Raw genomic sequence first — 13,399 nt, 5'->3', positions numbered from 1 at the left:
GTGTGGAACTGTATCGCTTTGCGATGATTCAAGGGGTCGTAATCGGTCTTCTCGAGCCCAAACAGATAGAACATCTGAGGGCAAGCTGATCGCGTGGGATGAGATGTGAGGAATGCTGAAAATCATCCCGCACAGTTGATTATGCTGCGCAATAAAATTAGAAATTTCAAGTCGTGGCAGAGGCTGAGCGTTGGACGAAGAGCGTAATTAGTAGAGGGATAATTGCTCCAATCTAGCTGGTTAGCCACTCGCGCGCATGGAGCATGCAACTCCCCGTCTCATTCGCGTGCCGCTTTTTATTTCGGAGTAGATGCTCCAATCGCACGCGGTCCTCAAGTACGTAATAGAGTTCTTGGCCTTCTACTGCCAGAAATGAGGTGCCCTCCTTGTATTGGTCGAGGGCTGGACGAGTAAATCCGTTAAGGCTTATATAGATGCCAAGCGCATTTTTACCTTTTCGCTGAACCTTTTTGTCAAAGATATCGAGTTGATCCCGTCCGATAGGATCCTTGGTCCACTTAGCTTCGACTATGTAATCATCGGTGTCAAAGGTAACTGCACCATCGATCTGTTCATTTTCAAGGCTGTAGGCGAGCTTGGGCTCCATATCGTAAATCGCGAATAAACCGTTGAGGACAACCTCGAACTTCCTCCCGCGCTCGGTTACGTCCATGAGGATGGTGTACGAGCTGGATCCGAATGAGATGGCCGGCGTGTCGTAGCCGAACGAAAGACGGTCACCGCGTGATTCTTCGAGAGACCTACCAAGTCGACTCGAGACAGGACCACACGATGACCACTGCCCACAATATCGACCTGCACCAGCTCGTCGAAGACCGACTCACCGGCGCCAGCCCCGATCTGCTGCGGGAGCTGCTGACGCTGTTCATCCACGCCCTGATGGGCGCCGAGGCCGACGTCCTGTGCGGCGCCGGCTACGGGCAACGCACCGACGACCGCGTCAACTCCCGCAACGGGTATCGGCACCGTGACTTCGACACCCGGGTCGGAACCCTCGATGTCGCCATCCCGAAACTGAGGTCCGGCAGCTACTTCCCGGATTGGCTGCTCGAGCGCCGCAAGCGTGCCGAGCGTGCCCTGACCACGGTGGTCGCCACCTGCTATCTGCTCGGGGTGTCGACCCGCCGGATGGAGAAACTGGTCGAGACGTTGGGTATCACCTCGTTGTCGAAGTCCCAGGTCAGCGTCATGGCGAAGGAGCTCGACGAGCAGGTCGAGGCGTTCCGCAGCCGGCCCCTCGACGCCGGCCCGTACACGTTCGTCGCCGCCGACGCCCTCGTGCTCAAGGTCCGCGAGAACGGCCGGGTGGTCAACGTTCACGCCCTGGTCGCGGTCGGGGTCAACGCCGACGGCTACCGCGAAATCCTGGGCATCGATGTCACCTCCGCCGAGGACGGCGCCGGCTGGCTCACGTTCTTCCGCGGACTGGTCGCCCGCGGGTTATCCGGGGTGAGGTTGGTGACCTCCGATGCCCATGCCGGTCTGGTCGCGGCGATCGGCGCCACCTTGCCCGGTGCATCGTGGCAGCGTTGCCGCACGCATTACGCGACGAATCTGATGGCGGTCACCCCGAAGACGTCGTGGCCGTGGGTGCGCACGCTGTTGCACTCGGTCTACGATCAGCCTGACTCGGAATCTGTTCACGCACAATATGATCGGATCATCGAAGCCCTCGCCGAGAAGCTCCCGAGGGTTGCCGACCACCTCGACGGCGCCCGGGCCGATCTCCTCGCGTTCACCGGATTCCCGAAGCAGATCTGGCGGCAGATCTGGTCCAACAACCCGCAAGAGCGGTTGAACAAGGAGATCCGCCGGCGCACCGACGTCGTCGGGATCTTCCCCGACCGCACCGCCCTGATCCGCCTCGTCGGCGCCGTCCTCGCCGAACAGCACGACGAGTGGATCGAAGGACGCCGCTACCTCGGCCTCGACGTCCTCTCCCAGGCCCGAGGCGACAAACCCGCCGACACCGCCACCGAACCCGCCGAGGAGGTTGCACCAGCACTGACCGCATAACCACCCGAGGAATCACGCGGCGACCTCGTTACACCACGCATCTGGACTTGACCTCGAGCTCTTGGGGGTTTGTCATAGCGTGCAAGTTCATGAACTCTGCCCTGACCTGTGCGATGTCATCGCTGAATTGCTTGATGCGGACTATTAATTTGGCGTGTTCGGCTCGCGCGGCATCGCGCTTCTCATGCTGTTGACGGATCTGTTTGAATCCGTTGGTGTGTCGCCGCAATTCGGCAACGGCGATTTCGGCTTTTTCTAGCCATTTTTCACGGTCGGCTTGATCTTTGATTTTCTCGACATAAGGGAATCGCTCCATGCTTGCGATGTCCAACATGAGCTCGACCGTGACGTCTTGGTATCCTGGTGCGTCGCTCATCAATCGGGTCATCACTTGGCTCGCGAGCTCGCGCTTCGTTGCTGCTTGGAAGTTAAGACCGACGAGCAACGCTGGGTGGCTGCGGAAGGCTGCGCGCAGATAGGTCTCGAAATCGGGCTTGTACCAGGCGATGAGCGGCAGAGCTTCGCGGAGTGCAGTGTAGGCCTGGGGTGAGATTACCTTCATGTGACTTTTTCTCCCAGAAAGGCTGGCAACGACCGGCACGAGGAGAACGCACAGGTCAGTGGTGGTGCGCATGAAACCTACGACGGTGTCACTGCATCCGATTCATTGGCTTTATGACCATTCTCTCCGCAAGCCGCTCCACCCTTCTCGGTGTCAGATTGCGCTCGCCCCTTCCCGGCCCACCCATGTACGTCCGGTGAACCGCTGGCACGTCGGCGAACTTCTCCTGCGGCAGCCCCCGCTCCATGCGATACGCGCGCGCAGGTTCGCACCTACTGCCCGCTGGAGGTTGCCTCCTGGCACGCCGTCGAGCGTCTTTTTACGCTACTTGAAGGTATGCAGACTTATAAGTAGCATTCGGTAAACGAGCAGGTAAAAGCATTGGATGAATCGGGTGGGGAGCCGTCATGGCAGTCGTACTGCAGGCCTTGGCCGAGGAACACATCCCGCAGGTGCTCGCCTCCTGTGCCCACTGGGAGGAACTAGCGCCGTATGGTCCGCCATACTGGCGACCGCGCAGCCCGGCCGAGCTTCGCCGCAAGGTCGCGGCCACGTCCGGCCCGCAGCCGGCCACGGAGTACAGCTTCGTACTCGTCGGTGCTGACGGTGAGTTGGTCGGCGAGTGCTCGCTCCATGCCATCGACTGGCGGAACCGCGTGGCCCAGGTTGGCGTGTGCATCTGGCGGCCGGACGAGCGGCGGCATGGCTACGGTCGCTCGGCGGTGCAGGACATGCTCGACTGGGGCTTCGGTCACCTTGGCCTGGAACGGATCGAAGCATGGATCGTCGAGGGCAACGAACCATCGCTGGGGCTATTTCACCGCCTCGGATTCGTGCATGAAGCGACGCTGCGTGGCCGCTATCTGGTCGCTGGCAAGCGACGGGATATGCACATCATGGGATTACTGGCGTCCGCCTGACAGTACTAATGGAAGAAATACGCTATAGGCCCTGACCTGCGGATTTGTTACAATAGTGGCAAGTAATGCCACGAAAACAACGAACGTCTTTGGCCGCGCGACTCCGCAAAACGAAAGCGGCGCTGTTAGCGGTAGCCCTGACGCTCTCCGGCATTCTCCTCATGATGGCCAACGGGTGGTTGTCCGAGGTCGACCTCGGCACCTGGAATTGGCTGCATGCGCTGCCGCTTGGGGAACTTGGCGGCACCCTCTTTGGTGCCGGTGTGCTCGGCACGCTCTTCGAGTACAGCTTCCGCAAGGATCAAGAAGAAGCCACGGTGGAGCAGTTCCGCGCAATCATCAAGGAGCAGGCGCCGGCTATGCGCGACGCTGTGGTCGAAGGGTTCGCCATTCACCCTGAGGATCTGAAGCGGGTCGCCAACCCCGAACTCCTCGACGACATTGCCTCCAATGTCATGAGCTTGCGGCTTGGCGATGAGCAGTTCGCCCACGAGATTTACCGGGACATCCGCGACCAAGCCATCCGCGCTGCCGAGCGCTGGCACGACGTTGAGGTGCGGATTCGGCTCTCTGATGCATCAGAGAGGAGCACCGGAGGTGCTCCTCTGTTCGACGTCGTCGTGGAGTGGGAGTACACGACGGTGCCATCGGGACCGGTACGGCGCTTCGCCTGCGTGTCAGATCGTGATGAGTACAACGATCTGGTGCTGGATGCACCAGCCACTTCGGCGTGGTTCATGACGGCACGCCCCGGCATGGATGCTAGCAACCGCGACTTCTACGAACTACTCGAACTCGCGGTCGACGGTGCGCTACAGCCGATCCGACGCACAGCACGGAAGACCGGGCAAACCTATACCGTCCATCTCGGCGATGCGGCACTGAACGGCAAGCCGGTTCGTATCCGCCAGCTGTTCCGGACCGTGACGCCGACATGGGGGCACCGCCTGTTCTTCGAACTCCCTCAGCCGGGACGAGACGTGTCGCTGACGCTCGACTACACCAACACCGACATCGCGCACATGCGCGTCAGCGACACCGTTGGTGCATTGGTGCCGCCACGAATATCGCAAACACCACTTTCGGTGCCTGGCCGGGTCATCGCGGTCGAGGCTCCAGGGTGGCTCATGTCCAAGGCAGGCTTCGCCTTCACCTGGACCCTGAACACAGAACTGCCCCACGACGAACGCCGCGAGGCAGCCTGAGCGATTGGGTCGAACTCTAGTCTCCGCCAGCCATGATCATCTCCCTTCTGCTCCGGTCTCGTGAAATGCTACTTATAAGTCTGTAGACCTTCAAGTAGCACCGCGGAAACGTAAATCCTCACTATGGAGGGTCAGCTACAGCGGGTCGTGGGGCGCAACCTGCGTCGAATCCGGTTGCAGCGCGGCCACTCCCAGGAGGCCTTCGCGGATGTCCTTGGTGTCCATCGCACCTATCTCGGCAGTGTCGAACGGGGCGAACGCAACCTGACGTTGCGAACGGTGGAGCATCTGGCCGACCAGCTGGGGGTCGAGCCAATCGGGCTGCTCGTCGATGAATGACAATGAAATCCTGATATAGGCATGTCGCGTGTTGCCCTGACTGTGCATCAAGCTTTACCCTGATGTGGTCCGCCTCGGCAGACGTTTTCAATAGGAGCCCGGGCTGCGTGTTGGCACCCTGGCAGCGCAGGACTCGTGCCTGCACCTAGACCTCCCCGTTGCAGCGGGGAGGTCTTTTGGTCTTTCGGAGCGAATCTCACTGCTGTAATCTGTGAACCGCCTCCTCGACCACGATCTCGCCTTACCGGCTGCAACCGGGGAGATCCGGCCGAACGGGCACCCTATTGAAAAGGTCGCCGCCGGGCCGAAACCTTTGGCTTCGGTCACGGCCCGGCGGACGGCCGCACAGACCGAAAGGTGCGGCACATGCATACTTGGAGACGGCGATTCGCAAGCGGCATCACCGTGGCGGTTCTGGCGATCCCACTTACAGCACTACTTGCTCCCAGTGCGCAGGCGGATGTACTGGATGAGGCAGTCGACTGTGCGGTACTCAACGGCGTCTCCTGCGTCCACGTGCAAGATGCGAGGACCTGGGCCGAGGATGTCACCATGTGGAAGTTTGGCAACCGGAACCACCACAACAATATGGGCGATGCGTTTCGACACTGCGCATGGATTGGGTCCCTGACCACGCGTATTGGACAGCAAGATGCCTACCGTGTCGGCTTTGCCCACGAGGAGTACGACGCCGGGCAGCCAGCAGCCGAGAGGGCGATGGACGAATGGAACAACTTCGTCGGCGCTGGCATCGGGGCGGCTGCGGTTAGGTCCGGCGCACGCGACCAATGGGGCTACGTCCTCAAAGAGTGTGAGTCCCGCGCGAGAAACTACACGCTGTACGGTCTTGAGGGTATTCAGGGGGGCTACGCCCGATAAGTACATGAAAGAAGCGAGATAGTGCGGATTGATATTGATTAATCCGCACTATCTCGTACAATTAAATTGTCATGACATTAAAAGTCCTGCGTGCCAAGCGGCGTTTAGTTATCTGCCTTATTCTGCTAGTTTTACTGGTTGTTGCTGCTATGGACATTGTCCGGTACGAGCTTGAGCCATTCTCATCACCGTTGGCGATGAGTAATTTGGCCCCGGATGACGGAGGTCGTTACCTCGATTGCCTTAAAAGGAATCGGATTCCGTATCGGATTCACGACGAGACGATCTGGACTCGCCAGAGTGATCATCGACGTGTAACAGCATCGTGTTCGTGAGAGGTCGAGGTCTGACACGAAGCAGACCAGCCCTGTGGTGCGGTGACCACGATCTGCCATTACACGCGACACCGGCCGGAGTTAGTGGCACTGTTCGCCGGTACGGTGAGCTTAACCCGACGATAATTGAAGACGCGCCTGTGGCGTGGAGGAGAACCAATACAATATGCCGTCGTCTAAATATGCGCTCTGGTCTGATGAGCCGGCGACCCAGGACCTGCTGGCGTTTCAGGCTGTAGCTGAGACCGCTGCGGATGCGATCTTTGATGACGGACTTGATCCGGTAGCAATCGGGCTCTCGGGTGCTTGGGGTAGTGGCAAGACGAGTGTCCTTGAGCTGATCAAGACAGAGATTATTGAGCGGTCAAACACCACTCCGGGCAAAGTTCTTGTGATCCCGACACAACCGTGGCGTTACGACCCGGCGGTGGGGCCGAAAGAAAGCCTAATTGCTGAGGTGCTGGGCGCGCTTGGCAAAGAGTTCAACGAGGAAGACCCCGTTGGCAAGCTGGGCCTGGACGCCTTCAAGAAGCTGGTTCGCAAAGTCAACTGGTCAAAAGCGGTCAAGATGGCAACGAAGACCGCCATCACGATGCAACTACCGAAGATGGACGACGTCTTCGGGCTTGTCAGTGACGAACCTGAGAGCCTCGACAACGAGAAGGGCATGGCCGCCTTCCGCGACGAGTTCGAGAAGCTACTGGCCGATCCTGCGCTGGAGCACCTGTCACGAGTCGTCGTGCTCGTCGACGATCTCGACCGCTGCCTACCTGACACCGTCGTCGAGACGCTTGAGGCGATCCGCCTCTTCCTCTCGGTAGAGGGCATGTCGTTCATCATCGCGGCCGACGAGGACCGCGTGGCTGAAGCAATCCAGCAGAAGCTCAAGACAGCAGCTCCGCAGAACGAGGATGAGGATCCAGCCAAGCTGTATCTACACAAGATCGTCCAAACGACCATTCCGCTTCCTGCACTGAGCCGCTTCGACACCGAGGCCTACCTTTTCCTGCTACTGGCAAAGGCCGAGTTGGGAGACGATGAAGTAGCATACGAGAGTTTCGTCACCAGATGCGACGAGCTACGCATTGATGGCGGCAGTCTGGATGATCTTGGGGTCGACGACGCCAGTGCATTAGCGGAGCATCTGGTTACAGCCACGCGCTTGACCCCGATCCTCTACGAGAAGTTTCATGGCAATCCACGACGCATCAAGCGATTCCTCAACGACCTCAACGTCCGCCAGGCGATTGCAAAGCGTCGTGGTTTCGAGCTTGAGGCCGATGAGGTCGCCAAACTCATGGTGTTGGAACGCATCCTGACCGATGACTTCCAGACGGTGCTTGGGTGGCTTGCATCCAATCAGCTCCGCGACAAGCTTGAGGCGCTCGATCTTGCGGCCAACGGCCGAGCCGAAACTGGTGAACAAGAGGTGTCAGAACCATCCGAGGAGAACTCGGACGAGAGCGAGACTGCTCTGGAAGAGCCGGCGCAGCAGCCCACCCGCAACGACGACTTTAGCGACACACTCCGCCGCTGGGCAAAGCTCCCGCCCACACTTGATGCTTCGGCTATCGCGGGCTACCTCTATCTGGCGGCCTCGTTCGCCAAGATCGAGGTTATCGATACGGGGCTTCCCGAGCGACTCCGCGATCTTGCAATTGCGCTAACTTCGAGTCTGAAACTTGACCGGGCAGGCGTCACCGATGAGACCTTAAGACTGTTGCCGGAGGCGGATGCTCAGATTTTGGTCGGACATCTTGGCCGTCGAACCCGCGACCAACCAAGCCTCCAAAAGTTCACCGTTGAAAGTCTGCTTCGCCTTGCCGTGCAACAACCCGCAATCCAGCCGAATGTCGTGGTTGCGCTGAGAGGCATTCCTGCCGGGAATGTCGAGCCAGCCACGATCATCAAGCTCCGACCACTGGACGCAGATATCTACCGGCCGGTGCTTGAGCTCTGGAAGGCAGGGTCGGACGAGCAGCAGCTTCAGACGTCGGTACACATCGTTGAGACTGCATGGAGCAGTGGCAATGGGAACTAGCAGCTCGTTTGGTGGTAGCGGCGGCAAGGATCCGAGCGACCTTCGCGACAACATCGCGGCGTGGCTGGACGACGCGGCCGCGCCAGGGCAGCAGCAGCCCCAAGTCGACATTAGCCCGGCTCTGCGCGTATTGCTCAACTCGCGTGGACGTGGTGGTCGTAGTGATGGCCCCGGAGGTGGAGGTGGCGGAGTTACCCGAGGCGGCGGAGGCGGCCGCTCGTCTGGTGGCGCAACCCGATCCGTCGGCCGTGTGTCGCGCGCAGCTGGTCGTGCAGGACGCCTGGCGCTTGCTTACTCATCCGGCAATCGTGAAGCGCTGCGCGAGGCAGGGCTCAATTACGACGAGCTCCAACGACTTGGCGATCCCGTGGCTGTTGGGCTCAAGATCATTGAGGCTGCCTTTGGGGCACAACCCGACAGCACAATTGCCGACGCCGAGGAGCGCGGAATTGTCTCGATTGTCGTTGAGTGGATTCTGGAGCAGCCGGCAGACCAACCACCGACACCAGACGAGGTGGTCAGGAAGTCGATCGAGACCACGATTGCCGAGACCGCGCTCACTGAGGTGTCTTCGACCATCTATGCGAAGGACGCCAGTTTTGAGAAACGGCGCAATCTTGAGCAGCAGATTCGAGATGTGGCGGCGGAGTACGCGGCTCAGGCGACGCTCAGCGTTAGCGGTGCGACCGAACAGCAGATGTCGCAGGCAATCGAGAACGGCATCCGTGACATCGGGAAAATCTTTGGAGTTACGGCATGAGTCGGCTACTGCTCAGTCTCTCAGAAACCGACGCCAACGACGCCCTACAGAATGGCAGCTTCGACGAGGTCTTCCTTTGGAAGCGTAGCGGACGCACGAGCTTCGCCGGTGTCGTTGACCCTCACCTGTCGGGGCTCGGCGCGGTGAACCCGCGCAATGTGGATCTGGTCCGAATCGCCCTTGGTGTCCTTGCTGCCGATCGATCAGTGCTCCGTAAAGCCCGAGGCTCGAGCTGGAACGCGCGAGACTTCGACCTCACGGTGCAGGTTGCTGATCCCGCAACCTGGGAGTCCCACGCTGAGCAGCTCGCCCATGTGGTCGGCTTTCTGTCAGGCGACTACTGGACCTTCAGATTCACCCAGGCGCCTGCAGCCGAGAAGGTCGGCTTCCCGATCGAGGAGCAGCGTTACGACCGCACGGTACTACTCAGCGGCGGAGCGGACTCGGCAGCTGGTGCTCTGCTCTCCGCTGTCGAGTTGGGGGAGGGCCACTCCCAGTCTCTAGTGTCGCACTACAGCTCGACCTCGATCTCGCCCGTGCAGCAAGGTGTCGCTAAAGCGATTGCTGAGCTTGTCCCAGGTCTCCAACAGGTGCACCATCAATTCCATTTACACCGTGCCTCAAAGCGTCTCAATGGGAGGTCCTTCCGTAGCGAGCCATCGACTCGGTCCCGATCGTTCCTCTTCTTCGCGCTCGGCCTCGCCGTTGCGGAGCGTGCGGGCTCAACGCTCTGGGTCGCCGAGAACGGGTTCGCCTCACTGAACCCACCGCTCGGCCCTGATCGTCGGGGCAGCCTGTCGACGCACACCACCCACCCACGCTTTCTGCGCGAACTGGCGGAGTTGGTACAGAACGTGGGCGGCCACAGTCGTATCGAGAATCCATTCGAAAGCCTCACCAAGGGTGAGATGTTCCGCCGTGTTGCGGACACTGTCGGTATCAATACGGCGTCGAAGTTCCTGAGCAGCACCAATTCGTGCTCGCACACGGACGCGCGCTACAGCGGCGCCCCAGTTGGCTCATCATGTGGCGTGTGCTTCGGCTGTCTCGTTCGACGGGCGGCCTTCATTGCCTCTGGTGTTCCTGATGTGACCACCTATCTTTCCGACGATCCGAGCGGTCGGTATGACAAATTTGTACGGCAGAAGTCGATCGCGGAGCCGTTGCGGGATTTCGTACATCATGGCGTCCGCCCGCGAGATGTGATGACCATGTCGCTGCCTGACGATTACGCGGCTCAGGACGCACTTGCATTGTTGCAGCGGGGCGTCGAGGAACTGCGAGGCCTCTTCTGATGGCGCCCCAGCTTCCCCCCCTCGATCTCCACGCGCATATCAATACAAGGACGAAACCGGCAGACCTTGAGCGGCTCGGTGCAGTTGTCTTCGCGGCAACCAGATCTTTGGACGAGTACGAGTCCGCGAAGAAACGCCGTGACCAAGTAACGATCTGGGGCGTGGGGTGCCACCCACGGCTTCCCGAGGCCCAGCTCGGTTACGACTCTGCGAGATTCGCGGCACTGATTTCATCCGCGCCCTATGTCAGCGAGGTTGGTCTCGATCGACATTCGAAGGTGCCGCTCGACGAGCAGATGCACGTGTTCAGTTCAATCCTAGATATTCTGCGAACGACACCACGGATCACGTCAATCCACAGTGCGGCTGTTCCACGCCAAACTCTTGATGTCCTTGAACGACACCCGATCAAGGGTGCGGTCCTGCACTGGTGGCGCGGCAACGAGACCCAGACACGTCGTGCTCTTGAGCTTGGCTGCTGGTTCTCTGTTAACAATGCGAGTATGAAACACCCCGACCACATCTCCGCCATACCGCTTGATCGGATCCTAACCGAAACCGATCATCCATCCGGTGATCGGGGCTCACCGATTCCGAGGCAGCCTGGTGCGGTCATGGATGTAGAAAACAACCTTGCGGCAATTCACGGAAGCACGGCGGCTGACATCCGCAAGCAGGTCTGGACGAACTTCGTGAAATTGCTCGACGAGACCGCCGTCGCTAGTCTGCTTCCTATTCCGGTACAGCGAATGGTCGCGGCAGCACGGAACTTTTGAGGGCCGTAGTGACTCATGTCAGTACTGGACGCGTGCGTGCTCGATTCGAACGCGAGGTGGAGGAGCATCCCCAGTTCATGATGGCGCGGTGAACAGGGTGAATCTCGACCGCACCTGAGAATCAGATTTTGGCATGTGAAACGACTTCTCGAATTGGCAGAGATCGTGGCACTTACCAGATCGCTCGCCACGAGATGGGATGCCGTTCTGGATCCGGCAGACCCGCAACGAGATCGGACACCCCTGGTCGGGCGTCGCGTCGACGAGGAGACCGTACGTATCCACTTGACGATCGCGCCGGCCTACCTGCGCAAGATGGACCTCCTTTCGGGGCACTTTGCCACCGTGCCTGTCGAGATACACGCGGAGTAATGCCTTGCGCCGCGACTACCGCGCGCTGTGGAAAGCGGCTTTGACGTCGGCAGAGATACGACCCCGTGTTGCCACGTTGTAGCCATGTGCGATCGCCCACTCTCGAATCGCCTTGGTCTGCGAGGGATCGCGTTTCACCTTCACGCGAGCGGTGCGGGGCGCTTTCGGCTTGTGGTCGGTGATTTGTGTCGCGTGCGCGATGTAGTAGTCAAGCTTTCGGTGGAATTCCTTCGCATTCTTGTTGTTGAGGTCGATCTCGTAGGAGACGCCGTTAACGGCAAACCGAATCGTTTCGCCTTTTCCTTCGGTGATTGTGGTCTGGTCAATATCATCGAGATACTCGACGGTTTTGCGCAAGGCCATGATTAACACCTTTGTCCCCGCAAGCATATGCGACTGTACGGTAATGCATAGAGGTTATTGGCCGCGGAGAGCGCCGAGAGCCGTTATACTGAAATGGCTCTCGCGGCTGTGTGCGTGCTGATGAACCGAGACCAGCGCAAGGCGCCCTCAGCCTCGGCTACCACCATCGCCGCGAACGAACTTTGATTTCCCGCACCGGCATCTCATCTGGTCGCAGTGGTCGGTCAATCTGCGGACGCACGCGCTCGGGCGTGATCCGCTCGGATTCGTGCTCCTGTTCAAGGACGCTTGCAAGCAACTCGTGGTGGTCTTTGAGGGTGTCGATCGCTCTGGTCAGGAGTAGGTCGAGACGGCGCGCTTCTTTCTCAGCCGCCCGTCGCCGCTCGTCGGCAGTGACAGCTCGAAAGCCGCACCATTGCCGCAGCAGTTCCAGACGGGGCCGGGTGTGTTCGAGGTACCAGTCCCATTCCCAATAGGGTGAGGTTCGGTCGGAATCATTGGCACGCCGTCCATACTCGCGGCTCCGGCCGTGCTTACATGCTTCACGCGCCTCGGTTTCCTCGGTGAAGACAATATCGAGGATGGGTTGGGAGTTGCGTCGACAGGCCAGCTCCGCACTGAGCAAGGCGCCGTTTCGACAAAGCAGAACAGTGTCCCCTTCGCGACACGAAAAGCACTGGCGCGCGATGTCAGCGATCGAGCAGCCGACGATGTCCTCAAAGGTTGCCGCGTCGTGGATCGAGACCACATAGTGGGGGCGCCGATCGTAAATTGTCGTAACCGACTCCGGGAAAAGCTCGCCAAATACCTCACCAATGGCGTCCTCCTCCACCGCATGAAGTTCCGGCGCTGCCAACTTCTCCCAATTAGCCATGCTCTCGTCAAACGATTGCACGTTGCTCCACGGCGTACGGAGCCGATTAAGCGGCACGGTTTCCACACGGTCGGACACGTCGACGAACTTAATTTCGGCACGCTGCTTCCGGCCCTGTTCGGTGAGGCCCAAGATCTTGACGCGTTCTGAGGCTGCATTGTCGCTCTTGCGGTAAACCCAGTGCTCGCCGATGCCGGGCGCGGAGGTAGACACAAGACGGGAGTCTAACTGCGAGAGCCAACAGAAACGTGCGGTGGCGCGGCGAGTACCGGCTCACGTGGTCTTGATGTAGGCGCAAATCATTCGGTCTGGATCGTCACGGCGATGACTAGGGAAGCCAGAATGAGTGCCCACGGTGCTGCCATGGGTGATTGCGCGCCGCCGGCTGAAAATGAGGGCGACACTGAGCAGGCCGCCAGCGAACGATCTTCGCTGCCGTCTGGGGCGAGCTGACGGTGCGATCTCCTTGCACGAACGGCATGCGGGAGGTGTCGGCAGCGACTGACGACGAGCTGTAACAGTCGTGGTGATCCCGCCGACGTGTCCGAGTAGATCAGTAAGCTCGATCTGTCCTTGGTGTCGCGGGGACGGCGCGAGGTGCAATCGCGCCGCTGACCTGCGAGGATGAGGCAGCTGTATGC

The 13,399-nt window shown here is 59.8% G+C and carries 13 protein-coding genes; 9 read left to right on the top strand and 4 right to left on the bottom strand.

Annotated elements, in window-relative coordinates; genetic code table 11:
* Positions 1–232: 232 nt before the first annotated feature.
* Positions 233–673, bottom strand: coding sequence for a restriction endonuclease (locus tag K3M35_RS16900; RefSeq protein ID WP_220666755.1), 441 nt, complete (start codon positions 671–673; stop codon positions 233–235).
* A 119-nt stretch (positions 674–792) separates the two neighbouring features.
* On the opposite strand from K3M35_RS16900, the gene K3M35_RS16895 reads away from it, so the two are divergent.
* Complete coding sequence (locus tag K3M35_RS16895) at positions 793–2,037, top strand: IS256 family transposase (RefSeq protein ID WP_094979751.1); 1,245 nt, start codon at positions 793–795, stop codon at positions 2,035–2,037.
* A gap of 28 nt (positions 2,038–2,065) precedes the next feature.
* Here the strand turns inward: K3M35_RS16895 and K3M35_RS16890 are convergent, their stop codons facing one another.
* Positions 2,066–2,671 (bottom strand): hypothetical protein, encoded by a 606-nt coding sequence (locus K3M35_RS16890; RefSeq protein ID WP_220666754.1) that lies wholly within the window; start codon positions 2,669–2,671, stop codon positions 2,066–2,068.
* 335 nt (positions 2,672–3,006) lie between these two features.
* Here K3M35_RS16890 and K3M35_RS16885 point away from each other — a divergent pair, with 335 nt between their 5' ends.
* From K3M35_RS16885 to K3M35_RS16850, 8 genes are all read left to right on the top strand, one after another.
* Entirely contained in the window at positions 3,007–3,519 is a 513-nt protein-coding gene (locus K3M35_RS16885) for a GNAT family N-acetyltransferase (RefSeq protein WP_220666753.1), read from the top strand.
* Between the two features lie 89 nt (positions 3,520–3,608).
* On the top strand, positions 3,609–4,724 hold the full coding sequence (locus K3M35_RS16880; RefSeq protein ID WP_259444145.1) for a hypothetical protein: 1,116 nt from the start codon (positions 3,609–3,611) through the stop codon (positions 4,722–4,724).
* A 123-nt stretch (positions 4,725–4,847) separates the two neighbouring features.
* Positions 4,848–5,063, top strand: coding sequence for a helix-turn-helix domain-containing protein (locus K3M35_RS16875; protein ID WP_220666751.1), 216 nt, complete (start codon positions 4,848–4,850; stop codon positions 5,061–5,063).
* A 405-nt stretch (positions 5,064–5,468) separates the two neighbouring features.
* Entirely contained in the window at positions 5,469–5,942 is a 474-nt protein-coding gene (locus K3M35_RS16870; protein WP_220666750.1) for a hypothetical protein, read from the top strand.
* A gap of 480 nt (positions 5,943–6,422) precedes the next feature.
* On the top strand, positions 6,423–8,318 hold the full coding sequence (locus K3M35_RS16865; RefSeq protein WP_308257082.1) for a P-loop NTPase fold protein: 1,896 nt from the start codon (positions 6,423–6,425) through the stop codon (positions 8,316–8,318).
* Positions 8,319–8,568: 250 nt separating this feature from the next.
* On the top strand, positions 8,569–9,078 hold the full coding sequence (locus K3M35_RS16860; protein WP_259444144.1) for a hypothetical protein: 510 nt from the start codon (positions 8,569–8,571) through the stop codon (positions 9,076–9,078).
* Entirely contained in the window at positions 9,075–10,373 is a 1,299-nt protein-coding gene (locus tag K3M35_RS16855; protein ID WP_220666748.1) for a hypothetical protein, read from the top strand. Before K3M35_RS16860 ends, K3M35_RS16855 begins: the two co-directional genes overlap by 4 nt.
* On the top strand, positions 10,373–11,149 hold the full coding sequence (locus tag K3M35_RS16850; protein WP_220666747.1) for a TatD family hydrolase: 777 nt from the start codon (positions 10,373–10,375) through the stop codon (positions 11,147–11,149). Before K3M35_RS16855 ends, K3M35_RS16850 begins: the two co-directional genes overlap by 1 nt.
* A gap of 387 nt (positions 11,150–11,536) precedes the next feature.
* Here the strand turns inward: K3M35_RS16850 and K3M35_RS16845 are convergent, their stop codons facing one another.
* Together K3M35_RS16845 and K3M35_RS16840 are read right to left on the bottom strand one after the other, a co-directional pair.
* Positions 11,537–11,884, bottom strand: coding sequence for an Lsr2 family protein (locus K3M35_RS16845; RefSeq protein ID WP_220666746.1), 348 nt, complete (start codon positions 11,882–11,884; stop codon positions 11,537–11,539).
* A 157-nt stretch (positions 11,885–12,041) separates the two neighbouring features.
* Positions 12,042–12,971, bottom strand: coding sequence for a hypothetical protein (locus tag K3M35_RS16840; protein ID WP_220666745.1), 930 nt, complete (start codon positions 12,969–12,971; stop codon positions 12,042–12,044).
* Positions 12,972–13,399 lie beyond the last annotated feature (428 nt).

Origin of the sequence: Rhodococcus sp. DMU2021 (assembly GCF_019641445.1) — a bacterium.
Lineage (GTDB): Bacteria > Actinomycetota > Actinomycetes > Mycobacteriales > Mycobacteriaceae > Rhodococcus > Rhodococcus pyridinivorans.
Note: the sequence above shows the minus strand (reverse complement) of the source record. Positions and strands in the feature narration are given on the sequence as shown.